The sequence below is a fragment of the Lysobacter sp. KACC 24251 genome, assembly GCF_057747755.1.
Map to the genome: position 1 here is coordinate 397,565 of NZ_CM173222.1, position 25,040 is coordinate 422,604.

25 protein-coding genes and 1 pseudogene are annotated in these 25,040 nt (G+C 68.4%); 17 read left to right on the forward strand and 9 right to left on the reverse strand.

Annotation, left to right across the window (positions count from 1 at the left end; genetic code table 11):
* Positions 1-206: 206 nt before the first annotated feature.
* A complete protein-coding gene (locus AC3ARF_RS01835; RefSeq protein WP_498929760.1) occupies positions 207-1,712 on the forward strand; it encodes a peptide MFS transporter in 1,506 nt (501 codons plus the stop codon).
* A 148-nt stretch (positions 1,713-1,860) separates the two neighbouring features.
* On the opposite strand, the gene AC3ARF_RS01840 is transcribed toward AC3ARF_RS01835, so the two are convergent.
* On the reverse strand, positions 1,861-2,331 hold the full coding sequence (locus AC3ARF_RS01840) for a MarR family winged helix-turn-helix transcriptional regulator (RefSeq protein WP_498929762.1): 471 nt from the start codon (positions 2,329-2,331) through the stop codon (positions 1,861-1,863).
* A 99-nt stretch (positions 2,332-2,430) separates the two neighbouring features.
* On the opposite strand from AC3ARF_RS01840, the gene hppD reads away from it, so the two are divergent.
* The 3 genes from hppD (at position 2,431) to AC3ARF_RS01855 (ending at position 5,727) form a co-directional block, all read left to right on the forward strand.
* Positions 2,431-3,522 carry a 4-hydroxyphenylpyruvate dioxygenase gene (hppD, locus tag AC3ARF_RS01845; RefSeq protein ID WP_498929763.1) on the forward strand — a complete coding sequence of 364 codons (1,092 nt, stop codon included), beginning with the start codon at positions 2,431-2,433 and terminating at the stop codon, positions 3,520-3,522.
* Positions 3,523-3,631: 109 nt separating this feature from the next.
* Positions 3,632-4,933, forward strand: coding sequence for a homogentisate 1,2-dioxygenase (hmgA, locus tag AC3ARF_RS01850; protein ID WP_498929765.1), 1,302 nt, complete (start codon positions 3,632-3,634; stop codon positions 4,931-4,933).
* A 74-nt stretch (positions 4,934-5,007) separates the two neighbouring features.
* Positions 5,008-5,727, forward strand: a complete 720-nt coding sequence (locus tag AC3ARF_RS01855) for a lectin (RefSeq protein ID WP_498929767.1) — start codon at positions 5,008-5,010, stop codon at positions 5,725-5,727.
* Positions 5,728-5,742: 15 nt separating this feature from the next.
* Here the strand turns inward: AC3ARF_RS01855 and AC3ARF_RS01860 are convergent, their stop codons facing one another.
* Positions 5,743-6,435, reverse strand: a complete 693-nt coding sequence (locus AC3ARF_RS01860) for a hypothetical protein (RefSeq protein ID WP_498929769.1) — start codon at positions 6,433-6,435, stop codon at positions 5,743-5,745.
* A gap of 174 nt (positions 6,436-6,609) precedes the next feature.
* Here AC3ARF_RS01860 and AC3ARF_RS01865 point away from each other — a divergent pair, with 174 nt between their 5' ends.
* Genes AC3ARF_RS01865 through AC3ARF_RS01875 form a run of 3 tightly spaced genes read left to right on the forward strand, consistent with a single transcriptional unit; the run spans position 6,610 to position 9,727 of the window.
* Complete coding sequence (locus AC3ARF_RS01865) at positions 6,610-7,563, forward strand: sodium:calcium antiporter (protein ID WP_498929770.1); 954 nt, start codon at positions 6,610-6,612, stop codon at positions 7,561-7,563.
* 43 nt (positions 7,564-7,606) lie between these two features.
* Positions 7,607-8,845, forward strand: a complete 1,239-nt coding sequence (nhaA, locus tag AC3ARF_RS01870) for a Na+/H+ antiporter NhaA (protein WP_498929771.1) — start codon at positions 7,607-7,609, stop codon at positions 8,843-8,845.
* 3 nt (positions 8,846-8,848) lie between these two features.
* Positions 8,849-9,727: an NAD-dependent epimerase/dehydratase family protein gene (locus AC3ARF_RS01875; RefSeq protein WP_498929773.1), complete on the forward strand. Its 879-nt coding sequence runs from the start codon at positions 8,849-8,851 to the stop codon at positions 9,725-9,727.
* Between the two features lie 54 nt (positions 9,728-9,781).
* On the opposite strand, the gene AC3ARF_RS01880 is transcribed toward AC3ARF_RS01875, so the two are convergent.
* The 3 genes from AC3ARF_RS01880 to AC3ARF_RS01890 all read right to left on the reverse strand — a co-directional run bounded on the left by AC3ARF_RS01880 (position 9,782) and on the right by AC3ARF_RS01890 (position 12,381).
* Complete coding sequence (locus tag AC3ARF_RS01880; RefSeq protein WP_498929775.1) at positions 9,782-10,681, reverse strand: DMT family transporter; 900 nt, start codon at positions 10,679-10,681, stop codon at positions 9,782-9,784.
* A gap of 136 nt (positions 10,682-10,817) precedes the next feature.
* On the reverse strand, positions 10,818-11,294 hold the full coding sequence (locus AC3ARF_RS01885) for an Mpo1 family 2-hydroxy fatty acid dioxygenase (protein WP_498929776.1): 477 nt from the start codon (positions 11,292-11,294) through the stop codon (positions 10,818-10,820).
* A 160-nt stretch (positions 11,295-11,454) separates the two neighbouring features.
* A complete protein-coding gene (locus AC3ARF_RS01890; RefSeq protein WP_498929778.1) occupies positions 11,455-12,381 on the reverse strand; it encodes a phosphoribosylaminoimidazolesuccinocarboxamide synthase in 927 nt (308 codons plus the stop codon).
* 220 nt (positions 12,382-12,601) lie between these two features.
* On the opposite strand from AC3ARF_RS01890, the gene AC3ARF_RS01895 reads away from it, so the two are divergent.
* From AC3ARF_RS01895 to AC3ARF_RS01935, 9 genes and pseudogenes are all read left to right on the forward strand, one after another.
* Positions 12,602-12,934 (forward strand): J domain-containing protein, encoded by a 333-nt coding sequence (locus AC3ARF_RS01895; protein ID WP_498929781.1) that lies wholly within the window; start codon positions 12,602-12,604, stop codon positions 12,932-12,934.
* Between the two features lie 59 nt (positions 12,935-12,993).
* A complete protein-coding gene (gene rpe / locus AC3ARF_RS01900; protein ID WP_498929783.1) occupies positions 12,994-13,683 on the forward strand; it encodes a ribulose-phosphate 3-epimerase in 690 nt (229 codons plus the stop codon).
* Positions 13,684-13,930: 247 nt separating this feature from the next.
* Positions 13,931-14,872, forward strand: a pseudogene (gene yegS, locus AC3ARF_RS01905) (lipid kinase YegS); the annotation flags it as partial.
* 246 nt (positions 14,873-15,118) lie between these two features.
* A complete protein-coding gene (gene trpE, locus AC3ARF_RS01910; RefSeq protein WP_498929784.1) occupies positions 15,119-16,633 on the forward strand; it encodes an anthranilate synthase component I in 1,515 nt (504 codons plus the stop codon).
* A gap of 148 nt (positions 16,634-16,781) precedes the next feature.
* Positions 16,782-17,498: a DUF4145 domain-containing protein gene (locus AC3ARF_RS01915; RefSeq protein ID WP_498929786.1), complete on the forward strand. Its 717-nt coding sequence runs from the start codon at positions 16,782-16,784 to the stop codon at positions 17,496-17,498.
* Between the two features lie 225 nt (positions 17,499-17,723).
* Positions 17,724-18,305: an anthranilate synthase component II gene (locus AC3ARF_RS01920; RefSeq protein WP_498929788.1), complete on the forward strand. Its 582-nt coding sequence runs from the start codon at positions 17,724-17,726 to the stop codon at positions 18,303-18,305.
* 20 nt (positions 18,306-18,325) lie between these two features.
* Positions 18,326-19,387 (forward strand): anthranilate phosphoribosyltransferase, encoded by a 1,062-nt coding sequence (gene trpD / locus AC3ARF_RS01925; RefSeq protein ID WP_498929790.1) that lies wholly within the window; start codon positions 18,326-18,328, stop codon positions 19,385-19,387.
* Between the two features lie 37 nt (positions 19,388-19,424).
* Entirely contained in the window at positions 19,425-20,216 is a 792-nt protein-coding gene (trpC, locus tag AC3ARF_RS01930) for an indole-3-glycerol phosphate synthase TrpC (RefSeq protein WP_498929792.1), read from the forward strand.
* Positions 20,213-20,968 (forward strand): haloacid dehalogenase-like hydrolase, encoded by a 756-nt coding sequence (locus AC3ARF_RS01935; RefSeq protein ID WP_498929793.1) that lies wholly within the window; start codon positions 20,213-20,215, stop codon positions 20,966-20,968. The genes trpC and AC3ARF_RS01935 overlap by 4 nt, the downstream gene beginning before the upstream one ends.
* Position 20,969: 1 nt before the next feature.
* On the opposite strand, the gene AC3ARF_RS01940 is transcribed toward AC3ARF_RS01935, so the two are convergent.
* Together AC3ARF_RS01940 and crp are read right to left on the reverse strand one after the other, a co-directional pair.
* Positions 20,970-21,353, reverse strand: coding sequence for a TFIIB-type zinc ribbon-containing protein (locus AC3ARF_RS01940; protein ID WP_498929795.1), 384 nt, complete (start codon positions 21,351-21,353; stop codon positions 20,970-20,972).
* 6 nt (positions 21,354-21,359) lie between these two features.
* Positions 21,360-21,992, reverse strand: coding sequence for a cAMP-activated global transcriptional regulator CRP (crp, locus tag AC3ARF_RS01945; RefSeq protein WP_052107963.1), 633 nt, complete (start codon positions 21,990-21,992; stop codon positions 21,360-21,362).
* 237 nt (positions 21,993-22,229) lie between these two features.
* Between crp and speD the strand changes: the two genes are divergently transcribed.
* Positions 22,230-23,024, forward strand: coding sequence for an adenosylmethionine decarboxylase (gene speD / locus AC3ARF_RS01950; protein ID WP_498929796.1), 795 nt, complete (start codon positions 22,230-22,232; stop codon positions 23,022-23,024).
* Positions 23,025-23,092: 68 nt separating this feature from the next.
* Here the strand turns inward: speD and coq7 are convergent, their stop codons facing one another.
* Together coq7 and AC3ARF_RS01960 are read right to left on the reverse strand one after the other, a co-directional pair.
* A complete protein-coding gene (coq7, locus tag AC3ARF_RS01955) occupies positions 23,093-23,734 on the reverse strand; it encodes a 2-polyprenyl-3-methyl-6-methoxy-1,4-benzoquinone monooxygenase (protein ID WP_498929798.1) in 642 nt (213 codons plus the stop codon).
* A 9-nt stretch (positions 23,735-23,743) separates the two neighbouring features.
* On the reverse strand, positions 23,744-24,991 hold the full coding sequence (locus tag AC3ARF_RS01960) for a (Fe-S)-binding protein (RefSeq protein WP_498929800.1): 1,248 nt from the start codon (positions 24,989-24,991) through the stop codon (positions 23,744-23,746).
* Between the last annotated feature and the right edge of the window lie 49 nt (positions 24,992-25,040).

Sequence of the window (25,040 nt, forward strand, 5' to 3'; positions counted from 1 at the left end):
GGCCGCGCTCCCTTCCCGCATTCAGCCCATGCTGGGGGGGCAGCGCGGTGCTCGACTGGGCCAAGTCGCGCTGATTACAAGCGTGATGTTGCAGCGCACCAATGCAAATCCGGTTTGACGTGGCCTGCGTCAGTCGGTAAATCTCCCGGGTCCCGTGCCGTCGGCGTGGGGTTCATCACCATTCCTGAACGTACGGGGGAAGCCGCATGAGCGGTGCCGCAAGCAATCAACACGATTTCATTCCGCCGCCGCCCGGCGAAACCCTGGGCCACCCGCGCCCGTTGTGGATGCTGTTCGGTGCGGAGTTCTGGGAGCGCTTCGCCTATTACGGCATGCGTGCCCTGCTGGCGGTGTACGTCGCCGCCCAGTTCTTCAGCCACCTGCCCGAGGGCGAGGCCAAGGCCGAAGCCTCGCTGGTGTACGGCGGCTTCACCTCGCTGGTGTACGCCACCGGCGTGGCCGGCGGCATGATCGCCGACCGCTACCTGGGCTACCAGCGCTCGATCATCCTCGGCGGCGTGCTGATGGCCATCGGCCTGGCGATGCTGATCCTGCCGGAGATGCACTGGTTCCTGATCGGCCTGGCCGTGATCGTGGCCGGTAACGGCCTGTTCAAGCCCAACATCTCGACCATGGTTGGCCAGCTGTACGCGCCGGGTGACGCACGCCGTGACTCCGGTTTCACCATCTTCTACATGGGCATCAATGCCGGCGCGTTCTTCGCCCCGATCATCTGCGCGAGCTGGATCGGTGCCAAGTTCGGCTACCAGTACGGCTTCCTGGCGGCGGCGATCGGCATGATCTTCGGCGTTGTGGTGTTCCAGTTCCGCAAGGGCATGCTGGGTCACATCGGCAAGGCGCCCGCCGGGCGTGAGGGCATCACCCCGATCCTGGTGGTGCTGGGCGGTGCGGTGCTGATGGTGCCGCTGATCTACGTGCTGCTCAGCCAGAGCGCCCTGCTGGGCACGATCCTGCTGGGCATGTTTGCGGTGCTGGCCGCGTACCTGATCTGGTCGGGCTTCGCCCAAGACCGCACCCAGGGGCAGAAGTACATCGCGATGTTCATCCTGTTCAGCGCCAACATCCTGTTCTGGGCGTTGTTCGAGCAGGCCGGCGCGTCGCTGAACTTCCTCGCGCAGGACCACGTGAACATGCCGACCGTGTTCGGCTACCAGCTCCACTTCACGCTGTTCCAGTCGGCCAACCCGGTGTTCATCATCCTGCTGGCCCCGATGTTCGCGGCGCTGTGGCCGAGGCTGGAAAGGATCAGCATGAACCCGTCGATCCCGCGCAAGTTCGCGATCGCGCTGATCGGTCTGGCGGCGGGCTTCGCCCTGCTGGTGTTCGCGCTGAAGAACTTTCTCGGCGTCGACAACCGCATCGCCTGGTACTGGCTGGCGGGCCTGTACTTCATCCACACCGCCGCCGAGCTGTGCCTGTCGCCGATCGGCCTGTCGATGGTGACCAAGCTGGCCGCGCCCAAGAACGTGGGCCTGTCGATGGGTGGCTGGTTCCTCGCCACCGCGGTCGCCAACTACCTGGCCGGCCGCATCGCGGCAATCGCCTCGGGTGGCAGTGCGCATGACGCCGCGGGCTCGCTGGCGCAGTACAGCGAAACGTTCACCATGCTCATCTGGGCGGGGCTGATCGTGGGTGGCATCTATTTCTTCCTGGCACCGCTGATCAACAAGCTGATGCACGGCGTGAAGTAAGCCCGCCGCCGCCCGCCGTGCGCGGGCGCCAGCGGTGGGAAGGCGTCGAGCACTGGCGCCCGACGCGGAAACGGCGGCCTTGGGGCCGCCGTTTCCATTTGCGCCCTGAGGAGGCGCGGGAACCAGGAGCCCGTTGCCGGGTCTGGCTTCATCCCCGCAGCGTATTCGCTGCCTCGATCTTGAGCTCCAATTCGTCCAGGCGATCCAGCACGCGGAACAACAAGGCGCGCTCTTCCGGTGTCATTTCGCCGAGCAACTGCCGCTCGAAGTCCAACGCCAGGGGCGCGATCTGGTCATAGATGCGCATGCCCTCCTCGGACAGCCGCAGCACCGAGCGGCGGCGGTCGTCGTCGTGCATCTCACGGGTCAGCCGGCCGGAGTCAAGCAGGCGGGCGACCGCCCGGCTGACGGCCACCTTGTCCATCGCCGAGCGCTGGGCCACCTCGTTGGCGGACAGGTCCGGGTAGCGGCCGAGGATTGCCATGACCCGCCATTCGGTGATCGTCAGCTGGAAGTGCTCGGAATACATCTGCGCGACCGAGGTGCTGATCCGGTTGGACAGCACGGACAGGCGGTACGGCAGGAAGCGATCCAGGTCGAGCTGGGCGTGGGGTGCCATGGGTCCGGTTGCCTTGATCTTGGTTTCAATTGAAACTATAAAGTCTCATCCCTCACGCCGACCCCGTTCGGGGCCGGCCGCGACTACCGGAAGCATGCCATGAACGCGCAGCCCAACCTCGGAATGCAGGTCACCACCTTCGACAACCCTCTCGGCATCAACGGGTTCGAGTTCGTCGAGTTCGCCGCGCCGGCCGGGCAGGCAGCGCTGCTGCACGATTACTTCCGCCGCATGGGTTTCACTGCGGTCCTGCGCCACAAGAGCCGCGCCATCACCGTATACCGCCAAGGCGGGGTCAACTTCCTGGTCAACGAGGACCCGGACAGCTTTGCCGCCGACTTCGCCGCCAAGCACGGCCCCAGCGCCTGCGGTTTTGCGATCCGCTTCCGTGAGCCGGCGCCCAAGGTGTTCGACACCGTGGTCAACAACGGTGGCGAGGCGGTGGCCGACAAGGCCGACACCAAGGCGGTGGACGCCCCGGTGGTCAAGGGCATCGGCGACTGCATGCTGTACCTGGTCGACCGCTACGGCGACAACGGCAGCGTGTACGGGGATTACGTCGCCATCGAAGGCGCCGACCAGGACCCGAAGGGCTTCGGGCTGACCTTCATCGACCACCTGACCCACAACCTGTACTTCGGCAACATGCAGAAGTGGTCGGACTACTACGAGCGCCTGTTCAACTTCCGCGAGATCCGCTACTTCGACATCAAGGGCGCCAAGACCGGCCTGGTGTCGAAGGCGATGACCGCCCCGGATGGCATCGTGCGCATCCCGCTGAACGAGTCGAGCGACCCGAAGTCGCAGATCAACGAGTACCTGGACGCCTACAAGGGCGAAGGCATCCAGCACATCGCCTGCTTCACCGACAACATCTACGACACGGTCGAGGCGATGAGCGCCCAGGGCATCGAATTCCTGGATACGCCTGATACCTATTTCGACGTGGTCGACCAGCGCATCCCGAACCACGGCGAGGACCTGCCGCGGCTGGCGCGCAACAAGATCCTGATCGACGCTGATCCGGAGACCAAGACCCGCAAGCTGCTGCAGATCTTCACCCAGAACGCGATCGGCCCGATCTTCTTCGAGATCATCCAGCGCAAGGGCAACGAAGGCTTCGGCGAAGGCAACTTCCAGGCGCTGTTCGAGTCGATCGAGCGCGACCAGATGAAGCGTGGCGTGATCTGAACACGCCGAAGGCGTGACTTGTTCCGCACCCGGGCGCGCCCTGCCGCGCGCCCACCCATAACCAGCGCCGGCCCGCAGCGGGTCGGCACCACATCGACGGGCGAGTGCCATGGCATTGAGCAGCAGCGGCTACCAGACGGGTTTCGGCAACGAGTTCGCGACCGAGGCGGTCGCCGGCACGCTGCCGGTGGGGCGCAACTCGCCGCAGCGCGTGGCGCACGGCCTGTACGCCGAGCAGTTGTCGGGTACGGCGTTTACCGCGCCCCGCCACGCCAACCGCCGCAGCTGGCTGTACCGCATCCGCCCCGCGGCGATGCACGGTGAGTTCAAGCCATTCCAGCAGCCGCATTTCCATAACGGGTTCGGCGACGGCCCGGTGACCCCGGAACAGCTGCGCTGGAATCCACTGCCGATGCCGGCGACGCCCGCCGATTTCATCGACGGCCTGTTCACCGTGGCCGGCAACGGCGGCCCCGCCGCTCAGTCCGGTGTGGGCATCCACCTGTACGCGGCCAACCGCGACATGCAGGGGCGCTACTTCTACGACGCCGACGGCGAGCTGCTGATCGTGCCGCAGCAAGGTCGCCTGCACATCGAGACCGAGCTCGGCGTTCTGGACGTGGAGCCGCAGGAGATCGCCGTGATCCCGCGCGGTGTTCGCTTCACCGTGTCGCTGCCCGATGGCGAGGCGCGTGGCTACGTGTGCGAGAACTTCGGCGCGATGCTCAAGCTGCCCGACCTCGGTCCGATTGGCAGCAACGGCCTGGCCAACCCGCGCGATTTCGAGGTTCCGAACGCGGCCTTCGAGGACGTGGAAGGCGACTTCGAACTGGTTGCCAAGTTCCAGGGGCATCTGTGGCGCGCCTACATCGGCCACTCTCCGCTGGACGTGGTCGGCTGGCACGGCAACTACGTCCCATACAAGTACGACCTGCGCCGCTTCAACACCATCGGCTCGATCAGCTACGACCACCCGGATCCCTCGATCTTCCTGGTGCTGCATTCGCCCAGCGACAGCGAAGGCGTGAGCAACCTGGACTTCGTGATCTTTCCGCCGCGCGTCCTGGCGATGCAGGACACCTTCCGCCCGCCGTGGTTCCACCGCAACATCGCCAGCGAGTTCATGGGGCTGGTGCACGGCGCGTACGACGCCAAGGCCGAGGGCTTCGTGCCGGGCGGCTGCTCGCTGCACAACAGCATGACTGGCCACGGCCCGGATGCGTCGACGTTCGAGAAGGCCAGCAGCGCCGACCTCAGCCAGCCGGACTACATCAGCGGCACGATGGCCTTCATGTTCGAGACGCGCGCGGTGATCCGGCCGACCGCGCAGGCCCTTGACGCGACGCACCGCCAGCGCGAATACCAGGCCTGCTGGGCCGGGCTGCAGAAGCACTTCCGCGCACCGGTTTGAACCCGGGGAGGCCGGCCTTGTCGCCGGCTTCACCCGGCGCGGTGACACTGAAGCTCCCTCGCAAGGAGCGGCAGATGCGACGACTTCCCCTGATGCTCGTGGTGGCCGCGATGCTGGCCGGTTGCACGGGCGAGCGCGATCCGGCCGTGGTGGAAACGACGGGCGCAGGCAGCAAGCCGAGCGCGGCGTCGGACGCAGCTCCCGCCCCCGCGACACCGGTAGAGGCGACGCCCGAGGCATCTGCCGCCGGCGGACCCCGGCCGCCCGCGGTCGCGCCCTTACCCGCCCTTCCCGGCGAGCCCGCGCCCGGCGGCAACCCCGCAGCGGGAGGCGATCTGGATCAGGCGAGCTACACCGGCTACGGCGACATCCCGTTCGGTACGCCGGTGGGCGAGATGCCACGCCTGTGGGGCGGCGAGCTCAGCGTCAACGGCAGGGAATTCAACGACCAGTGCTACTTCATGACCCCGGTGTGGGTGAAGCAGCCGGCGGAATTCAACTTCATGGTCAGCGAAGGCCGGTTTGCGCGCTTTTCCACGGAAAGCACGCGTTTTCTCGCCCCTGGCGGCGGCCGCGTGGGCATGAGCACTGCGGAATTGAAGCGTCTCTACACGGGGCGCATCGAAGCGCGCCCACATCACTACACCGACGGACAATACCTGCGGGCTACCGACCCGGCCGGTGGCAAGGGGGTTCTGGTGTTCGAGACCGATGGCAAGGGAGACGGTGCCCGCGTCACGGAGTGGCGTATCGGCTTGCCGCCCGCGGTCGACTACGTGGAAGGCTGCGCCTGACGAGTCGGGGCCAACTCAGGCGGCCGAGTAGCGGGCTTCGTCGGCCCGTAGCGCCGCCGACAGGCGCGGGACCAACTCCTCCGGCAACACTTCGCCCAACCGCGTGGCGACGCGTGTGTAGTAGGACGACGCGGATACGGTGCGCAGGTGGCGCAGGCTCTCGACCAGACTGGCCAGGATTTCCTCGCCGCTGCCGCTGGACTGGATCGCCACCTTGAGGGTGGCGGCCTCAACGCTGCGCTGCAGTTGCAGCATGTCCAGCATGTACATCTTGGCCGCCGCCAGCGAACGGCGCGGCCCCACGCGGGGGGCGGGCGGTGGGGCCGGCAATGTCGCCACCTGCTCCGCCAGCGTGGCCGCCATGGGCGGTGTTGGCGGCGGCGTGGCCGCGGCCGCTTCGATCACCGCCTGTGCGCGTTCCTGGACCTTGGCGGCGAAGTCGCGCGATGCGCGCAGCAGCGTGCTCATGCCCTGGCCGGCCACCGCCGCCGCCTGCTCGACCGTGCGCTCCCCCGCCACCGCCTGCAGATACCCCTCCCGCAATAACCGGTCGATCGGCCCCAGCGTTGCCGGACCGAGCATCGAAACAATGTCGTTGAGGCTGCGCTGGCCATTGCTCACGATCAGGATGTGGCGCTCCTGCGCACTCAACCCGGTATCGCGGTTCTGGATGGCGGCGCGCGCCTTGTCGGTCTTCGCCAGCAGCATCGTGGGGCCCTTCTCCCTCAGGACTTGGGCACGATAGGTCGGTTGTGTGAATACGTGATGACATGCCCATTCCGCGACGGCTGTCGCCACCGAACGGGTGCCTTCGACCCCAGCCCGCGCATCCTTCACCGGCGCGGGCATAGAATCGGCCGTCACCCTAGGGGAGGAAGGACGATGCTCGCAGCCGTTGGGATGTTCCTGTTGGGCCTGCTTCTGCTCGCGCTGGGCGGCGACTCCATCGTGAAGGGGGTCTCCGGCCTCGCGCAGCGGCTGGGGCTGACGCCGTTCACTACCGGGTTGCTGCTGGTGGCATTCGCGACCTCCATGCCTGAGCTGGCGGTCAACGCGCATGCCATCGTGCGCGGCCAGCAGGCATTGGCGTTGGGCAATGCAGTTGGCAGCAACGTGGTCAACTTCGGCCTCACGCTGGGCGCCGCGGCGCTCGCGGCACCACTGGTGGTGCGTTGGCGGGCGCTCTCGCCGATGCTGGTGGTGCTGCTGGTCGGCACGGTGGCGGTGATGGGATTGGGTCTGGACGGCGTGCTGTCGCGCGGCGACGGCCTGGTGCTGTTGGCCGCCTTCGTCGCCGTGGTGGCCTTCGCGCTGATGCACGGACGCAAGGAGGCCCCGGAGCTGCAGGCCGAGATCGAGGCTTTCGCGCGCACCCGCACGGACCTCGCGCTGAACGTGGTGCGGGTTGCCCTCGCTGTGGCGCTGCTGTACTACGGCTCGCGCCTGGTGGTGACACATGCCCCGGTGCTGGGTGCTGGCCTGGGGATGAGCCCGCTGCTCACCGGCCTGCTGCCCGTGGCAATCGGCACCGCGCTGCCGGAAATGGCGGCGGCCATCGCCGCCGCACGCCGCGGCCAGGGTGATCTGGTGGCCGGCCACGTCATCGGTTCCAGCCTGGGCAACCTGCTGCTGGTGGTGGGCGGCATGGCGGCGTTCAACCCGTTGCCGCTGCCGGAATCGTTCGTGCGCTTTGAGCTGCCCGCGGCGCTGGTGTTCGCGCTGATGATGGTGCCGATGCTGCGTGGCGACCTGCGCGTGAGCAAGCGCGAAGGTGGCGTGCTGCTTGTGGCGCTGCTGGCGTGGGTGGCTTTCGAACTGGTGATGATCCGCCACTGACGGAAGGGCAGGGGTACTTGCCGACGGTCGTTATACTGGCGCGATGACCGAATCGACCGTGCAAAACACGTCCGCACCCCTGCGCTCGCGCGCGGTGCGGGCGCTGGGCGAGTTCTTCCGGCTGGAGGCGGCCGGCGGCATCATGCTGATCGGCGCGGCGGTGCTGGCGTTGATCTTCGCCAACTCGCCACTGGAAGAGGCCTACGACGCCTTCCGGGAAATGCCGGTGCAGGTGCGCATCGGCGCGCTGGACATCGCCAAGCCATCGCTGCTCTGGATCAACGATGGCCTGATGGCGATCTTCTTCCTGCTGGTGGCGCTGGAGATCAAGCGCGAGATGCTCAGCGGCCAACTGGCCGGTCGTGAACAGCTGGTGCTGCCGCTGGTATGCGCGGGCGCGGGCGTGGCGGTGCCAGCGCTGTTGTTCACTGCGCTCAACCACGGTGACGCCCAGGCCATGCGCGGCTGGGCGGTACCCACCGCCACTGACATCGCCTTTGCCCTGGGCGCGTTGGCCCTGCTGGGGTCGCGCGTGCCGGTGGGGATGAAGCTGCTGCTGTCCACGATTGCGGTGGTCGATGACCTCATCGCCATCGTGATCATCGCGCTGTTCTATTCCCACGGCCTCTCATTCACGGCGTTGGCCTGGGCTGGTGCCGCGCTGGCAGGCATGTGGCTGCTCAACCGCCGCGGCGTGACCAGGTTGGCGCCGTACCTGCTGCTGGGGGTGGTGCTGTGGGTGTGCGTGCTCAAGTCGGGCGTGCATGCCACGCTGGCGGGCGTGGCCACGGGCCTGATGATTCCGCACGTCAACAAGCGCAACGACATCCCCGACGAGGTGGAGCACTCGCCGCTCGAGCACCTGGAACACGCGCTGCATCCGTGGGTGGCCTACGCCATCCTGCCGGTGTTCGCTTTCGCCAATGCCGGCCTGTACCTCGGCGACATGAGCCTGGCTGACGCGAAGGCCGCGCTTCCCGTGGGCGTGGTGTTGGGCCTAGTGGTGGGCAAGCCGATCGGCATCGTCGGCGCGGCCGTGCTGATGCGAGCGGCCGGTTGGGCGCGCTTCCCGGCAGGCATGGACCTGCGCGCGATGCTCGGCCTTGGCATGATGTGTGGCATCGGCTTCACCATGAGCCTGTTTATCGCCTCGCTGGCCTATCGAGACCCACTGCTGTACGAGGAGGCGGTGCTAGGCATCCTGGCCGCGTCGGTGATTGCGGCGTTGGCCGGCTTCCTGTGGCTGCGCGCGGTGTTGCCACCCAAGGCACCGCAGGCCTGATCGATGCGGCACGCGCTGGTGTTCGGAGGCTCCGGCCAGATCGGTCGACCGCTGTTGGCGCGGTTGGCGCGCGGCGGGTGGCGGGTCACCGCGTTGTCGCGTGAACTGCACCTCGACAGTCCGGGGTTGGCATGGCTGCAGGGTGATTTCGTGCGCATGCCGGCGTTGCCCGAAGAGGTCGATGCGATGTTCAGCTGCGGGCCGCTGGATGCGTTCGCGCGCTGGTACGAGCAATCGCCCGTCGCGAGTGGGCGCGTCGTCGCGTTCGGCTCGACCAGCGTGGAGACCAAGCAGGGCTCGGCCGACGCGCACGAGCGTGATGTCGCGCGTCGCCTGCGCGAAGGCGAGGCCACTGTGTTGGCCACGGCTCGCGCGCGTGGCGCCGCGGCGACGATCCTGCGTCCGACCCTGGTGTACGGTGCCGGCCGCGACGCCACGCTGACCCGCATAGCGGAACTGGCGCGGCGTTGGGGGCGCTTCCCATTGCCGCGCGACGCGCGCGGCTTGCGCCAGCCCGTCCACGTGGAAGACCTTGCGCAGGCCGCAATGGATTGCGTCGGCGCGCAGGCTGCGCACGGCGGTGCGTATGCCCTGCCTGGCGGCGAGACGCTGGCCTACCGCGACATGGTGGCGCGAGTGCTGGCCACGCTGCAGCCGAAGCCGCGGTTGGTCGAACTGCCATCGCCGCTGTTCACCGCGGCCCTTCTTGCGGCCCAACTCACCGGGCGCGGCACCGGCCTTGGCGAGGCGGCGGTGCGTCGCATGCGCAGTGACCTGGTGTTCGATGTCGCGCCGGCCGCGCGCGACTTCGGCTACGCCCCGCGCCGCTTCCGCCCCACCGCGGACATGTTCGAAGCGCGACCCATGGGCGAGGGCGCCTGAGCCTGCGTCACGCGGCGGGCATGCTGGCAGGCGGATTCGCCGCCGCTGTGGGTGTCACGGCGTAGCGTCACGCTGCGCGGACATGCCGGGCAGCCGGGCCTTCGCCAGCGTCCGCAACGCAATCACCAGCACGCCGCCCAGCACCATCGCCCCGCCGATAAACAACCGCGGCCCGGGCCGGTCACCCCAGAACGCAATCCCGAGCCCCACCGCGAGCACCGGCACCAGCAGCAACCACGGCGTGACCTGCGCCACCGGGTGTCGCTGCACCAACACGTAATACAGGCCGTGACCCACGAGCGACGACAGGAACGCCGCGTACAGTGCGCCCGCCCACGCCACCCAGCTGGCCTCGGGTAGCCGGGCGATCGCGCCGGGTTCCAGCAGGGCGCTGGCCGCCAGCAGCGGCAGCACGCTGATCAGTGCCGTCCAGCCCTGTTGGCTGTACGCATCCAACCCGCGCAACCCCTTCATCAGCACCGTGCCCAGCGCCAGGAACAACGCCGACACCACCATCATTCCCAGCGCCATCGGGTGGTCCAGCACCATCGGGTCCAGGCCCAGCACCAGCACGCCGGCAAAGCTGATCGCGATGGCTAGCCCGGTGCGCCAGGCAAAACGTTCGCCCAGCATCAGCCACGCCAGCAGCGCGGTCATCGGCACGTAGCTCTGCAGCACGATCGCGGGGGAGGACAAGTCACCCGCCAGCTTGAGCGCGGTGAAACTGGTGGCGAAATGCAGCACACCGATCAGCAGGCACACAGCCACCAGCCGCGGCCACTGCCCGCGTGCGGGGCGCTTGAGGAAGAACAGCATCGGCACCGCCAGCAGCGCGAAGCGCAACGCGGTGAACAGCACCGGCGGGATCTCGCGCAGGGCCAGGGCGGACGTCAGGAAATTACCGGCCCAGGTCAGGCAGACCAGCAGGACCAGGACAAGGTCGCGAGGGGGCATCGACGATCCTGAGAAATCGGCGCCCTATTGTGCGCCGGGGCGCGGGCGCTTGCCTGCATCGATCTGGCGTTTGGATCGCCTGCGTGGCATCGAGGCCAAGGCGGTGTTTGGTTGTGGGCGCGTGCGGCGCGCTGCGTCAGTAGGCCCAACCCAGCCGCCGGTACAGCTTCGCCAGCACCCATGCCGGCCCGATGAGCAGGTAGGTGAGGTCGGTAATGAAGCTGGGCTTGCGGCCCTCGATCTTGTGGCCCACGAACTGGCCGATCCACGCCACCACGAACACGCCAATCGCCAGCGACAGCAGCGCATGCACGCCGAACGTGTCGAACAGCCAGCGCGTAAGCAGTCCGATCAGCACGAACACCGCCACCATGCCCAGCCCGAGCCTGCGCGTGTGCCGGTAGTAGAACAGCGCGGCCACCACCATGGCTGCGCCCGCCCAAAAGCCGGGCTTGAACCACGTGCCCGGCGCCGGGATGCACCACAGGAGCGCGATCACGCTCCACAGGATCGCGGGCACGCAGATCACGTGGATCAGCTGGTTGGTCTGGTTGCGATGGTCGCCGGAATAGCTGGCGAACCAGCGGTCGATCTGTCGTTCGCTCGTGTTCATGGCTGTCCCTTGGGCCGATGCGGCGAGTATCGCGGCGGGCATGGCCAAAGTCATGCCGCGACTGCACGCAACTGGCGAGGTGCTGGCGAAGGTCCGCCCTCGACCAAAGAAGAAGGCGCCCCTTGCAGGACGCCTTCTTCCCATCGCCGTGCAGCGGGGATCAGTCGACGCTGATCCCGGCCAGCTTCTGCAGCGCCTCTGCGTACTTGGCGCGGGTGCGCTCGATCACCTCGGCCGGCAGCGTCGGGCCGGGCGGCGTCTTGTCCCAGTCCAGCGTCTCCAGGTAATCGCGCACGAACTGCTTGTCGTAGCTCGGCGGGCTGGTGCCGACCACGTACTCGTCGGCCGGCCAGTAGCGCGAGGAGTCGGGCGTCAGCACCTCGTCCATCACATACAGCCGGCCATCGGCGTCGGTGCCGAACTCGAACTTGGTGTCGGCCAGCAGGATGCCGCGCTCCGCCGCGTAGTCGCGCGCGAACGAATACAGCCGCAGCGTCGCGTCGCGTACCTGTTCGGCGAGATCGGCACCGACCAGTCGCACCGCCGTATCGAAGTCGATGTTCTCGTCGTGGTCGCCCACGGCGGCCTTGGTCGACGGGGTGAAGATCGGCTCGGCCAGCTTCTCGGCCTGGCGCAGGCCATCGGGCAAGGTTATGCCGCTGATGCGGCCCGTGCGCTGGTAGTCCTTCCAGCCGCTGCCGATGATGTAGCCGCGGGCGATGCATTCCACCGGTACCGGCTTCAGCCGCTTGGTCACGACCGCGCGCTTGGCGTACAGCGCCGGGTCCACGCCGACGGGCAGCACGGAGGCCACGTCGATCCCGGTCAGGTGGTTGGGGATGATGTGCGCAGTCTTGCCGAACCAGAAGTTGCTGATCTGGCACAGCATCTCGCCCTTGCCCGGGATCGGGTCGGGCAACACCACGTCGAACGCGCTGAGGCGGTCGGTGGCCACCATCAGCAGGTAGTCACCCGCGGGCGTGCCGGGTGGCAGGCGATCGGCGGGAATGTCATAGACGTCCCGGACCTTGCCGCGGTGACGCAAGGGCAGGCCAGGCAGGTCGGATTGAAGCAGAGTCGTGGACAACGTGAAGCCCCCAACAAGGTGTGCACGGACCCCCGCCGCAGCACGCCTGGCATCGCCGCCGATCACCGCGGACAGATCCGCCGGGAAGGGCCTCGACCCGCGCGCGGGCGCGACCGGGCCGGGCAGTGTACGACGGTCCGGGCCGCCATTGCAGGTAAAATGCGTGACGGCCCGCACCGGTGCCGCCCGAGGCCACCCGCATGACCGCAAGGATCCCCGCATGAAGCGCTGGTACGGCAAGTTGCTCGGCTTCTTCGCCGGCGCCGCCCTGATGCGCGGCAACCCGCCGCTGGGCGCGCTGATCGGCCTGCTGATCGGCCACGCCTTCGACAGCGACTGGTTCAAGCTGCGCCGCGACAACCCGTACGCCGCCCTCGGCCTCACCTCCGACGCCAGCGACGCCGAGGTCGACCAGGCCTACCGCCGGCTGATCTCGCAGTACCACCCCGACCGCATGGCCGGCGCCGCCCCGGAATTGCGCGAACAAGCCGAAGCCAAGGCGCGCGAGATCAACGCCGCCTACGACCGCATCAAGACCCTGCGCAAGCGCTAGCCACCCCGCCGCGCGCGCAGCGCTGACCACCGACCCGACTTCCCGCCAGCGAGCCCGCCATGCAGCCCACCGTCATCGCCCCGTCCATTCTCTCGGCCAACTTCGCCAAACTGGGCGAGGAGGTCGACAACGTGCTCAAGGCCGGTGCCGACTGGGTGCACTTCGACGTGATGGACAACCACTACGTGCCCAACCTGACCATCGGCCCGATGGTGTGCGAGGCGCTGCGCAAGCACGGCATCACCGCGCCGATCGACGTGCACCTGATGGTGGAACCGGTCGACACCCTGGTTCCGGAGTTCGCCAAGGCCGGCGCCACGATGATCACCTTCCACCCGGAAGCCAGCCGCCACGCCCACCGCACCATCCAGCTGATCAAGTCGCATGGCTGCCAGGCCGGCTTGGTCCTCAACCCGGCCACGCCGCTGGAAGTGCTGGACTGGGCGCTGGGCGAACTGGACATGGTGCTGCTGATGTCGGTCAACCCCGGCTTTGGCGGGCAGTCCTTCATCCCCACCACGCTGGACAAGCTGCGCCGCGTGCGCGAGATGATCGATCACGTCGGCCGCCCGATCCGCCTGGAGATCGACGGCGGGGTTAAGGCGGACAACATCGCCGAGATCGCCGAGGCCGGTGCGGACACCTTCGTCGCCGGTTCCGCCATCTTCAACGCGCCGGGTGCTGACGTGCACGGTTATGCCGACGTCATTGGCCGGATGAAGGCCGCGGTGGCCAGCGTGCGCGGCTGACTGGCAGGGCGGGGCGCATCCACCGGTTCCGCGCCCTGCCAAGCGGGGGCGCAGCCGATGAAACCCGCTCCGCCCAAAGATCAAGGCCGATGCCCTTCGCGGGCACCGGCCTTGGTTGTCTTGGAGGCAATCCCGCCCCCGCCCGTCGTCCCTGCTATGGCTTTCCATGCTCCGCTCGGACGGTGACAGGGTGATGACAGGACCGGACGTTCACGGCGATTTTCCGGCGTCCGGCTAGCCTGCGCGGATGCCATCACCATCCCCGACCTCCGCACCCCATTGGCTGCTGGTAATCAACGGCAAGTCCGCCGGCGACGAGCCGCTGCGCGCGGCCGTGTCGCGGCTTCGCGCCGATGGCGTGCGGGCCGACGTGCGGGTGACGTGGGAGGCCGGCGATGCCCAGCGCTACGTGGACGAGGCCCTCGCAGCCGGCGTCACCACGGTCGTGGCCTGCGGAGGCGACGGCACCTTGAGTGAAGTCGCCGCGGCGCTCGCCCACCACGAGGCCGATGCGTCCGCCCTGCCCAGCGTGGGCCTGGTGCCGATGGGCACCGCCAACGACTTCGCCACCGCCGCGGCGCTGCCGCTGGAACCCGAGGCCGCCCTGGCGCTGGTGCGCGAATCGGCGCCGGTGGACGTGGACCTGCTGCGCATCGAAGCGGCCGCGGGCGATGCCCACTGGTGCGCCAACCTTGCCAGCGGCGGCTTCGGCACCGAAGTCACCGTCGAGACCGACGAGGGCCTGAAGAAGATGCTGGGTGGCCTGGCCTACCTGGTCACCGGCATCGCCCGGCTTGGCCGGATCGAGCCGGTCCAGGCCCGCATCGAAGCCGACGACTTCACTTGGGAAGGCGGCTTCATCGCACTGGGCGTGGGCAACGGGCGCCAGGCCGGCGGTGGCCAGCAGCTGTGCCCGGACGCCTATATCGACGACGGCCTGCTCGACCTCACCGTGGTGCCGGAACTTTCCGGCGAAGTCGGCGCGACCGTGGGCACGCTGGTCGCGGAAGGGCGCCAGGCCGCCCTGGAGCGGGTCGCGGTGCGCCACCGCTGTCGCCAGTTGCGGCTGACCGCGCCCGCGCCGCTGATGCTCAACCTCGACGGCGAACCCTGCGAAGCCGACCGCTTTGACATCACCTGCGTGCCCGCCCGGTTGCGCATGCACCTGCCCGCGGGCTGCCCACTGCTGCGCGTGCCCGGCAACCCGGAGCCGCTGGTTGACGCACCCGCGCCCGAACCGGGCCTGGATGGCGCCGTGCTCGCCTGAGCCCGCCGTTTGCCCCCGCAACCCTCGCGCGCTTGGGCCTGAGCCGCTAGAGTGAATGCATGACATTCCGGGCGGACCCGCATTCCCTTCTGGCCAACGTGGGTTGGCGATGGTGGCCCTGCGCCGCCGTCGCCACCGCCCCGTCGCCCCATGAGGAATTTCCGCGTGATGTCCCCCGCTTCGCTGCAGCCACAGGCCACTGACACCCACACCCATGTCCCCGTCGTGCGCGAGGTGCTGTCCGACCTCGACACGCCGTTGTCGGTGTACCTGAAGCTCGCCGACGGCCCGCACACCTACCTGTTCGAATCGGTCGAAGGCGGCGAACGCTTTGGCCGCTATTCGATCATCGGCCTGCCGGCCAGGCGCGTGTACGCCTTCGCTGGCCATACCCTGTTCGTGTCCGAGGACGGCGAGCTGGTCGAAAGCCGCACGGTCGAGGACCCGCTGGCCGAGGTCGAGCGCCTGCGCGCCGCGTATTCGGTGCCGAAGGTGCCCGGCCTGCCCGGTTTCACCGGCGGCCTGGTCGGCTGGTTCGGCTTCGAATGCATCCACTACCTGGAGCCGCGCCTGGCCGCCGCCAGCGAGCGTGATCCATTGCCCGACGAACTGGGTACGCCTGACATCCTGCTGATGCAGAGCGAGGAAGTCGCGGTGTTCGACAGTCTCAAGGGCCGCCTGTACCTGATCGTGCACGCCGAGGCCGGCAATCCGCGTGCCATCGCACGCGCCAACCGCCGCCTCGACGAGCTCGTGCACCGGCTGCGCCAAGGCGGCCCGGGCTACCCGCAATCGCTGGAAGGGCAGGCGCTGGACGAGGCGGATTTCGTCAGCGGCTTCACCCGCGAGGGCTTCATCGAGGCCGTGGAAAAATCCAAGGAATACATCCGCGCCGGCGACATCTTCCAGGTGGTGCTGAGCCAACGCCTGAGCGTGCCGTTCACCGCGCGCCCGGTCGACGTGTACCGCGCCCTGCGCGCGCTCAACCCGTCGCCGTACATGTACTTTCTCGACGTCGGCGACATGCAGGTGGTGGGTTCCTCGCCGGAGATCCTGGTGCGCCTGCAGCACGACGCACAGGGCCGCGCCGAGGTGACCGTGCGTCCCATCGCCGGCACGCGCCCGCGCGGGGCCACGCCGGAGGAAGACGACGCGCTGGAGGCGGAACTGCTGGCCGACCCCAAGGAGCGCGCCGAGCACCTGATGCTGATCGACCTCGGCCGCAACGACGTGGGCCGGGTCAGCAAGCCCGGCACCGTGCAGGTAGGCGAGCAGTTCGTGATCGAGCGCTACAGCCACGTCATGCACATCGTCAGCGAAGTCACCGGCGAGTTGCGCGACGGCCTGAGTTACGCCGACGTGCTGCGCGCCACCTTCCCGGCGGGCACGGTCAGCGGTGCGCCCAAGATCCGCGCGCTGGAAGTGATCCGCGAACTGGAACCCACCCGTCGCAACGTCTACGCCGGCAGCATCGGCTACCTCGGCTGGAGCGAGCCGGGGCGCAATGGCGATGCCGACACCGCCATCGCCATCCGCACCGCGGTGATCCAGGACGGCCGCCTCTACGTGCAGGCTGGCGCGGGCATCGTCTACGACTCCGACCCGCAGAAGGAGTGGGAGGAGACGATGAACAAGGGGCGGGCCCTGTTCCACGCGGTGGCGGAAGCCGCGCGCGGGCTCTGACCGGCACGCCACGGGCAGAAGGCCATTGGCAGCGGACAGCCGGTGACCTTGCGACGGTCGTCACAACGTTATCTTCACAGGAACGGCCCTCCAATGGGCCGGGGGAATCCGTGCGGTATCGCTGACGTGACCCAAAGGGGGGGCTGCCATGCAAGTCGTCCACGAGTCGAAGGTCCTGGCCCGGTTTTCCAACGGCCATCCGCAACAGATCGAACTGGTGTGCCCGCACTGCCTGCGCGAGGCGACCTTCGCTCCCGTGGCCTGGCACCAGCACGCGCGGCTGTTGGCCGTGGCCGAAGCGACGTGTCCGCGCTGCGCCGGTGACGTGATGTTCCTGCTCAAGTTCGACCGCCACGACGAGGCCGCATCCCCCGTCCTGTACATCGACCCGCCCGCGAGTGGCCGCGAACTGGTGGCAGGCGTGGAACACCTGCGCACGCTGTCCGCCCCCCTCGGCCGCAGTTACGAGTCCGCGATCAAGCTGTACAACCACGCGGAGTGGGCAGCGGCGGCCATCACCATGCGCCATTTCCTCGACGGCCTCGGCAAACGCCTGCTGGCCTCCGACAAGCGCGAGATGCCGCTCACCCGCCAGCTGGACGCCTTGGCGAAGGACGTGGACCTGGCCCGTCCGTTGCAGAACGTGGCGCAGTTGCTGGCACCGAATGGCGCCATCGGCCACCGCTTCGAGGATGAGGCCACCATCGACCAGGAGGTCGCCGCGCAGCTGATCGAACTGACCGAGGGTCTGGTCAGCTACCTGGTGGTGCTGCCGGCCATGCTGGCCGACATCAAGGCACGGATTGGCAGTGCCCCGGTGCCCATGCGCCGCGACGACGTGGTGGAAATGCGGCCGCGCGGCTAGCGCCAATCGGGCCGCGGTGGGATTCGGGCGCCTGCCGTCTCAAGGGCACAACGGCGGAGGGGGCGTCGCAAGACCGTCTGGTTGCAGATGGAACCGAGCGGATGCGGCACAATGGGCGCCTGCCACCGCGGCAGGTGCGCGGTGTCGCGCGCGGGGTACGGAAACAGGTAAGCGCATCGCCTGGGCCGGCCACGAAGTACGCGGGACCCGGGCCAGAGGCGCAGCATGCTGTTGATGATCGACAACTACGATTCGTTCACCTGGAACCTCGTCCAGTACCTGCAGTCGCTGGGCGCCGAAGTGAGGGTGGTGCGCAACGACGAGCTCAGCGTGCCGCAGATCCGGGCGTTGGCGCCGGAGCGAATCGTCATCTCACCGGGCCCGTGCACGCCCAACGAAGCCGGCGTGTCGGTGGATGTGATCCGCGAACTGGGGGCGACCACGCCCTTGCTGGGCGTGTGCCTGGGTCACCAGGGGATCGGCCAGGCCTATGGCGGCGACGTGGTGCGCGCGAAGAACATCATGCACGGCAAGACCTCGCGCATCCGCCATGAGGGCCGCGGCGTGTTCGCCGGCCTGCCTGATGCCTATGAAGCCACGCGCTACCACTCGCTGGTCGTGGACCGCGACACGCTGCCCGACAGCCTTGAAGTCACCGCGTGGACCGAGAACCCCGACGGGACCTTCGAGGAAATCATGGGCCTGCGCCACCGCGAGCACCCGGTCGAAGGCGTGCAGTTCCACCCCGAGTCGATCCTCACCGAGCACGGTCACGCGCTGCTGCGCAATTTCCTCGAGTGCCCCTGAGTCCGCGTTACGGAGCCCCCATGCCGATCACCCCGCAGGAAGCCCTGCAGCGCACCATCGAACACCGCGAAATCTTCCACGATGAAATGGTGGACCTGATGCGCATGGTCATGCGCGGCGATGTTTCGCCGGTGATGACCGCGGCGATCTTCACCGGGCTGCGGGTCAAGAAGGAAACCATCGGCGAGATCGCCGGCGCGGCCTCGGTGATGCGCGAGCTGTCGCGCAAGGTGGCGATCGCTGATCGCACCCACCTGGTGGACATCGTTGGCACCGGTGGCGACGGCGGCAATACCTTCAACATCTCCACCGCCAGCACTTTCGTGATCGCCGCGGCCGGCGGCAAGGTGGCCAAGCACGGCGGGCGCAGCGTGTCCTCCAGCTCCGGCAGCGCCGACGCGCTGGAAGCCCTGGGCGCGGCGATCGAGCTTGCGCCCGAGCAGGTCGCGCAGTGCCTGGACACCTGCGGCATCGGCTTCATGTACGCGCCGCTGCACCACCCGGCCATGAAGGTGGTCGCGCCGGTGCGCCGCGAGATGGGCGTGCGCACGCTGTTCAACATCCTCGGTCCGCTGACCAATCCCGCCGACGCGCCCAACATCCTGATGGGCGTGTTCCACCCCGACCTGGTCGGCATCCAGGTGCGCGTGCTGCAGGAGCTGGGCGCGCAGCGCGCACTGGTGGTCTGGGGGCGCGACGGCATGGACGAGATCTCGCTCGGCGCCGCCACGCTGGTGGGTGAATTGCGCGACGGCGTGGTGCGCGAATACGAGATCCACCCCGAGGACTTCGGAATCGCCATGGCCGCCAGCCGCAACCTGCGCGTGGCCAATGCGCAGGAGTCCATTGCGATGGTCCAACAGGCGCTGGACAACGAGCCCGGGCTGCCGCGCGAGATCGTCGCGCTCAACGCCGGCGCCGCGCTGTACGTGGCCGGCGTCGCCGACACCATCGCCGACGGCATTGCCCGCGCGCGCGAGGCGATTGCCTCGGGCGCTGCCCGCGCGCGCCTGGACACGTTCGTGCGCGTGACCCGCGAGCTCGCCGTGGACGCGGGCGTCGAACCCCTTCAACGCGCGTGACCCCGATGGGCCGCGCTGCCGCACCTGGAATCCCTGCATGAGCGACATCCTCAACCGCATCCTCGCCCGCAAGGCCGAGGAGATCGAGCAGCGCAGCCGCGTCCGCCCGTTGGAGGAGCTGCGCGTCCGGGCGAAGCAACAGCCCGCCGCACGCGGCTTCGTGCGCGCCATCCAACGCAAGCTCGACGCCGGCGACGCGGCGGTCATTGCCGAAGTCAAGAAGGCCAGCCCCTCGAAGGGCCTGATCCGCAAGGACTTCGATCCCGCCGCCATCGCCCGCAGCTACGAGGCCGGTGGCGCGGCGTGCCTGTCGGTCCTCACCGACGTGGATTTCTTCCAGGGCAGCAATGCCTACCTGACCGAGGCCCGGGCCGCGTCCGCGCTGCCGGTGATCCGCAAGGATTTCATCATCGACCCGTACCAGGTCCATGAGGCGCGCATGATCGGTGCCGACGCCATCCTGCTGATCGTCGCCGCGCTGGAGGACGGGCCGATGATCGACATGGCCAACCTCGCGCAGGAACTGGGCATGGACGTGCTGGTCGAAGTCCACGACATCGACGAGTTGGAGCGCGCGCTGCAGACCGACTGCCAGCTCATCGGTGTCAACAACCGCAACCTGCGCACCTTCGACGTCTCGCTGGATACCTCGCTGGAACTGAAGGCGGCGATGCCCGCCGACCGCATCATGGTCACCGAGAGCGGCATCTCCACGCGCGAGGACGTCGCGCGCATGCGTGGTGCCGGCATCCATACCTTCCTCGTCGGCGAATCGTTCATGCGTCAGCCCGATCCGGGCGCAGCGCTCAAGACGATGTTCAGCGCATGATCGACCAGGACCCCACGCCCGATCCCGCGGTTCGCGTCGCCTATCCCGGCGTGCGTGCCGACGCGCCGCTGGTGGTGTTCGACTTCGACCACACCCTGTACGACGGCGACTCCGGCACGCACCTGTTCGCCTGGCTGGTGAAGCGGCAGTGGTGGCGCCGCCTGCTGGCGCTGCTGCTGGCGCCGGTGTTCGCGCCGCTGATCGCGTTCCTGCCCACGCGTCGCCACGGCATCTCGGCGTTCGTCTGGGCCGGCTCGTTGGGCATGCGGGGCGTCGCGGATTTCAACGCGGCCATCGACCGCTACGTCGCCCTCCACACCGACGAAATCCGTGGCCGCCTGCTGCCCATCGCCCTCGACGTGCTGCACCGCCACCGCGAAGCCGGGGACCAGGTCGTGGTCGCCACCGGCGCACCGCCCGAGCTGGCCCGCGCCATCCTGGCCTTCGTCGCGCACGAGGACGTGCCGGTGGTCGGCACCGACGTCGTGCCGCGCCTGGGCGGCGTCGGCCCGCGCCGCCACTGCCACCACGCCATGAAGATGGTGATGCTGCGCGAGGCCGGTTTCACCGCGCCCGTGGCGGTCGCCTACACCGACAGCAGTGCCGACTTGCCGCTGCTGCAGGCGGCAGCCCAACCAGTGGTGGTCAATCCCAAGCCTTCGCGGGTGGCGATGTTCCGACGCGTGCTTCCGGCCGGCACGCCGATCCTCAACTGGGGATGCCCGGGTCGCGGTGGCGACCCCGTGGCCTGAGTCAATCGCGCTGGGGCGCGTCGAGGTCGCGGAAGAACTCGGCGAAGGTGTGCTCGGCGAAGTCGCGGTACTCGCCCGCATCGTAGAAGCGCCCATAGCAGCGCTTGCAGCTTTCGAACCAGATGTGCGGCTGCTGCGGGTCCACCATGCGGATCAGCGGGCTCTGCGGACAACTGGGGCACTTGATCCGGTCGACGTGGTTGTACTCGGCGCCCACCTGGGCGTCGCCGGTGTCGATGGCCTCCGCGGCGTCCTTCAGCCGCTCATGCTCCAGCATCTCGAACCACAGGCCGCGGCAGCGCGTGCAGCGGTCGGCATGACCGCTCAAATGGGCGACGCGCTCCATCGGCGCGCCGCACTTGGGGCACAGCAGGGCTTCGCTCATGACGCCTCAGCGAGTGCCGTACAGGACCACGGTCTTGCCGCGGGCATGCAGCTTGCCGTCGGCCTGCAATTTCTTGAGGACGCGGCCGGCCATTTCGCGCGAGCAGCCCACCAGGCGCGACAGCTCCTGGCGCGAGACGCGGATCTGGGTGCCGTCCGGGTGGCTCATCGCCTCCGGTTCCTTGGCCAGGTCGTGCAGGGCGCGGACGATGCGGTCGGTCACGTCCAGGAAGGCCAGGCGGCCCGCCTTGCGGCTCGTGTCCAGCAACCGGCGCGAGATCTGCGCACCGATCGCGTACAGCAGCTTCGGCGCGTCCGCGGCCATGCGCGTCAGCAGCAGGTCGTAGAAGCGCTCATGGCCGATCTCGGCCAGCTCGCAGACGCTGCGGGTGCGCAGGATGACTTCGCGCTGGGTGCTCTCGATGAACAGTCCCAGCTCGCCGACGAACTCGCCGGCGCCGAAGTAGCCCAGCACCAGTTCGCGGCCATCTTCCTCCTCGGCAATGATGCTGACCGAGCCGGAGACCACGTAATACAGCGTGCTCGCCGGATCGCCCGGGCGGAACACGTCCGTGCGCGACGGGTAGCGTCGGCGGTGGCAGTGGGCGAGGAAGCGTTCAATGGTGGCCCCGTCAGGCATGAGGGGGCTGGTTCGGCGCAGGACTGTCACGGATTCGTCGACCGGTCTGTTGGGCATTGAGTCAGGATTCAGCTATATGACGGAGCTTAGGGCCTACCGGGCAATGTCGCAAATGGTCAGAACCTGTCCCGCTGCGGCAAGCGCACCGGAATCGCGTGAAGGCCGGCGCGTTTCCCCCCCCGGGGGACAAATTGCCCCATAATTGCCCCCCTTCCTCGCCTCACCGGGACAAAGACCGTGGTCAAGCCGTTGCCGCGCTTGCGGCTGCAGGGTTTCAACAACCTCACCAAGGCCCTGTCGTTCAATATCTATGACGTGTGCTACGCCGCCTCCGAAGACGAGCGTCGCCGCTACATCGAGTACATCGACGAGGCTTACAACGCCGACCGCCTGACCCAGATCCTGACGGATGTGGCCGAGATCATCGGTGCCAACATCCTCAATATCGCGCGCCAGGACTACGACCCGCAGGGTGCCTCGGTCACCATCCTCATCTCCGAGGAGCCGGTGATCGACAAGAAGGCCGCGGGCAAGGACGTGATTTCCGACGCCGTGGTCGCGCACATGGACAAGTCGCACATCACCGTGCACACCTATCCGGAGACCCATCCGGACAGCGGCATCGCGACCTTCCGCGCCGACATCGACGTGGCCACCTGCGGCGTCATCTCGCCGCTGAAGGCGTTGAACTACCTGATCGAGAGCCTCGAGTCCGACATCGTGATCATGGACTACCGCGTCCGTGGCTTCACCCGCGACATCAAGGGCCGCAAGCACTACATCGACCACAAGATCAACTCGATCCAGGATTACCTGGCCAAGAACGTGCGCGCGCGCTACGAGATGCTCGACGTCAACGTCTACCAGGAAAACATCTTCCACACGAAGATGCACCTGAAGGAGTTCGACCTCGACAACTACCTGTTCGAGGAAAAGGCCAAGAACCTGTCGTTCAAGGAGCGAATGAAGATCGAAGCGCGCCTCAAGCGCGAGATCGAGGAGCTGTACCACGGCCGCAACCTGGTCGACTGACCAGGCCGCTCTCCGCGATCGCAGCCCCACCAGAAGCGCCGGCCATGCCGGCGCTTCTGCGTTTGAAGTCAGACCCGATAGGCAATCGCCTTCATCAACTTCGAAGCCGCCGCCATCAGGCTGGGCACCGGCATCGGCAACACCCGCGCCCCCGCCGCCTCCGCCTCGTCGGCGTGGCGCGCCTCGTCTGCCTTCATCACCTCGAGGATCGCCCGACTCCGGCCGTCGCTGGCGGGCAGTGAGGCCAGGTGCTCGTCGATGTGCGCTTCCACCTGGCGCTCGGTTTCGACCACGAAGCCCAGGTTCCAGCCGTCGCCGCGCAGCCCCGCCAGCGCGCCAATGGCAAAGCTGCCGGCATACCACAGCGGATTGAGCAGGCTGGGGCGGCTGTCCAGTTCGCGCAGGCGGTCGGCGCACCACGCCAGGTGGTCGGTTTCCTCCTGCGCGGCCTCCAGCAGGTGCGCGCGGGTGGCGTCATCCCGCGCGACCGCCGCCTGGCCGCAGTAGAGGGCCTGGGCACAGACCTCGCCCACGTGGTTGATGCGCATCAGCCCCGCGGCGTGGCGGCGCTCATGCTCATCCAGGATGACATCCGCTTCGGTGGCCGCCGGGTTGGCGCGTAGCGCCGGTGGGCTGCCCAGTACGGTTTCCATGGCGCGCTGGGCTTCAACGGCCACGCGGTCGAAAGGGGTGAGGGCGCGGTTCTGCATGACGGCAGTTTACGGCGGGCTGGGTAACGGGTTCTTGATCCTTGCCAAACGCAGCAGGAATTCCAGCGGGTGTTCGACCGGGATGGCGGTGCCGCCCGCCAGATGCAGGCGGCAGCCGAGATTGGCGCTGAGCACGCGGGTAGCGCCGGAACTGGCCAGCTGGTCGAGCAGTGGCTGCCGGTAACCCGCGGCCCGCGCCGGATCTTCCAGCATTGCCGTCCCCGCAGCGCCACAGCAGCCCGAGCCGGCGGTCAGCTCCGCCGCCTGCAGCCCGGGCACCGCCTCCAGCAAGCGGCGCAAGGCCGGGGTCGATCGGACTACGTTGCGCTGGGTGCAGGGCAGGTGCACGGCCACACGGTCGGGGCAGGGTGTCCACTCCAGTCGGTCCAGGTGGCGGACAATGAAAGTCAGGGCGTCCTCGGTGCGTCCGCCCGCATCGACGCAGGCGGCCACTGCCTCATGGCAACCCGAGGCCAGGGTCAGCACGTGGTCAACGTCGGACAACGCGCGGCTGTTGTCAGCCGCCAGGCGCCTCGCCGTGTCGCCATCGCCCGCGTGGTGGTGCAGCGTCCCGCAACAGGTCTGGCCCGAGGCGTCCACGACGCGGTAGCCCAGCGCAGCACATAGCCGGGCGAGCCGGGCTCGCAGCGGGCCCTCGAAACCGCGCCCCACGCAGCCTGCGAACAGTGCCACGGTCGGGGCGTCGGCCAATGGTGCGGCAAGGGAAGTTGGGGTGCCCCGCACGGGTCCTGCGTCTTGACTCGAGGTGGCCTGCGCTTCTTCTCTCGGCGATGGGGCGGGACGGCCGCTGCGCGGAGTGGCAGGCGGTCTCGGCAGCCGGCGCAACGAGGCCGGCAGCAGGGGGAATACCCATCGGTATGCGCGAAGCAGGGTGGCCAGCACTCCCGGCCGTGCCGCCAGTGCCCCGGCCAACCACTGCAGGCGGCTGGGGCCGCGTCGCACCCGTTGTCGAGCGCGTTGCAAGCCGAGCAGGGCGCCGTACTCCACTCCCGCCGGGCAGACTGCCTCGCAACTCCGGCAGGCCAGGCAATGGTCCAGGTGGGCGTCAGCGGCTGCAGTGGGAGCAATCGTCCCGAGCGCCAGCCCACGCGCGATGGCGATCCGCCCGCGCGGGGATTCGGCTTCCAGGCGGTCGCGCGCATAGGTGGGGCACGTCGGAAGGCACAATCCGCACTGCACGCAACGGTCGGCCAGGGCCACCAGCGGGTCGGTGGAGGGCGGGGGGGCGGCGGACATCGCATGATGCTATCATTGCCGGCTGCGGACTTGCGGCGGCGCCGAGGGC

Excerpts from the sequence above, each read along its gene's own strand:
- AC3ARF_RS01835 (WP_498929760.1), top strand. The coding sequence starts at position 207 with ATGAGCGGTGCCGCAAGCAATCAACACGATTTCATTCCGCCGCCGCCC.
- AC3ARF_RS01840 (WP_498929762.1), bottom strand. The coding sequence starts at position 2,331 with ATGGCACCCCACGCCCAGCTCGACCTGGATCGCTTCCTGCCGTACCGC.
- hppD (WP_498929763.1), top strand. The coding sequence starts at position 2,431 with ATGAACGCGCAGCCCAACCTCGGAATGCAGGTCACCACCTTCGACAAC.
- hmgA (WP_498929765.1), top strand. The coding sequence starts at position 3,632 with ATGGCATTGAGCAGCAGCGGCTACCAGACGGGTTTCGGCAACGAGTTC.
- AC3ARF_RS01855 (WP_498929767.1), top strand. The coding sequence starts at position 5,008 with ATGCGACGACTTCCCCTGATGCTCGTGGTGGCCGCGATGCTGGCCGGT.
- AC3ARF_RS01860 (WP_498929769.1), bottom strand. The coding sequence starts at position 6,435 with ATGCTGCTGGCGAAGACCGACAAGGCGCGCGCCGCCATCCAGAACCGC.
- AC3ARF_RS01865 (WP_498929770.1), top strand. The coding sequence starts at position 6,610 with ATGCTCGCAGCCGTTGGGATGTTCCTGTTGGGCCTGCTTCTGCTCGCG.
- nhaA (WP_498929771.1), top strand. The coding sequence starts at position 7,607 with ATGACCGAATCGACCGTGCAAAACACGTCCGCACCCCTGCGCTCGCGC.
- AC3ARF_RS01875 (WP_498929773.1), top strand. The coding sequence starts at position 8,849 with ATGCGGCACGCGCTGGTGTTCGGAGGCTCCGGCCAGATCGGTCGACCG.
- AC3ARF_RS01880 (WP_498929775.1), bottom strand. The coding sequence starts at position 10,681 with ATGCCCCCTCGCGACCTTGTCCTGGTCCTGCTGGTCTGCCTGACCTGG.
- AC3ARF_RS01885 (WP_498929776.1), bottom strand. The coding sequence starts at position 11,294 with ATGAACACGAGCGAACGACAGATCGACCGCTGGTTCGCCAGCTATTCC.
- AC3ARF_RS01895 (WP_498929781.1), top strand. The coding sequence starts at position 12,602 with ATGAAGCGCTGGTACGGCAAGTTGCTCGGCTTCTTCGCCGGCGCCGCC.
- rpe (WP_498929783.1), top strand. The coding sequence starts at position 12,994 with ATGCAGCCCACCGTCATCGCCCCGTCCATTCTCTCGGCCAACTTCGCC.
- trpE (WP_498929784.1), top strand. The coding sequence starts at position 15,119 with ATGTCCCCCGCTTCGCTGCAGCCACAGGCCACTGACACCCACACCCAT.
- AC3ARF_RS01915 (WP_498929786.1), top strand. The coding sequence starts at position 16,782 with ATGCAAGTCGTCCACGAGTCGAAGGTCCTGGCCCGGTTTTCCAACGGC.
- AC3ARF_RS01920 (WP_498929788.1), top strand. The coding sequence starts at position 17,724 with ATGCTGTTGATGATCGACAACTACGATTCGTTCACCTGGAACCTCGTC.
- trpD (WP_498929790.1), top strand. The coding sequence starts at position 18,326 with ATGCCGATCACCCCGCAGGAAGCCCTGCAGCGCACCATCGAACACCGC.
- trpC (WP_498929792.1), top strand. The coding sequence starts at position 19,425 with ATGAGCGACATCCTCAACCGCATCCTCGCCCGCAAGGCCGAGGAGATC.
- AC3ARF_RS01935 (WP_498929793.1), top strand. The coding sequence starts at position 20,213 with ATGATCGACCAGGACCCCACGCCCGATCCCGCGGTTCGCGTCGCCTAT.
- AC3ARF_RS01940 (WP_498929795.1), bottom strand. The coding sequence starts at position 21,353 with ATGAGCGAAGCCCTGCTGTGCCCCAAGTGCGGCGCGCCGATGGAGCGC.
- crp (WP_052107963.1), bottom strand. The coding sequence starts at position 21,992 with ATGCCTGACGGGGCCACCATTGAACGCTTCCTCGCCCACTGCCACCGC.
- coq7 (WP_498929798.1), bottom strand. The coding sequence starts at position 23,734 with ATGCAGAACCGCGCCCTCACCCCTTTCGACCGCGTGGCCGTTGAAGCC.
- AC3ARF_RS01960 (WP_498929800.1), bottom strand. The coding sequence starts at position 24,991 with ATGTCCGCCGCCCCCCCGCCCTCCACCGACCCGCTGGTGGCCCTGGCC.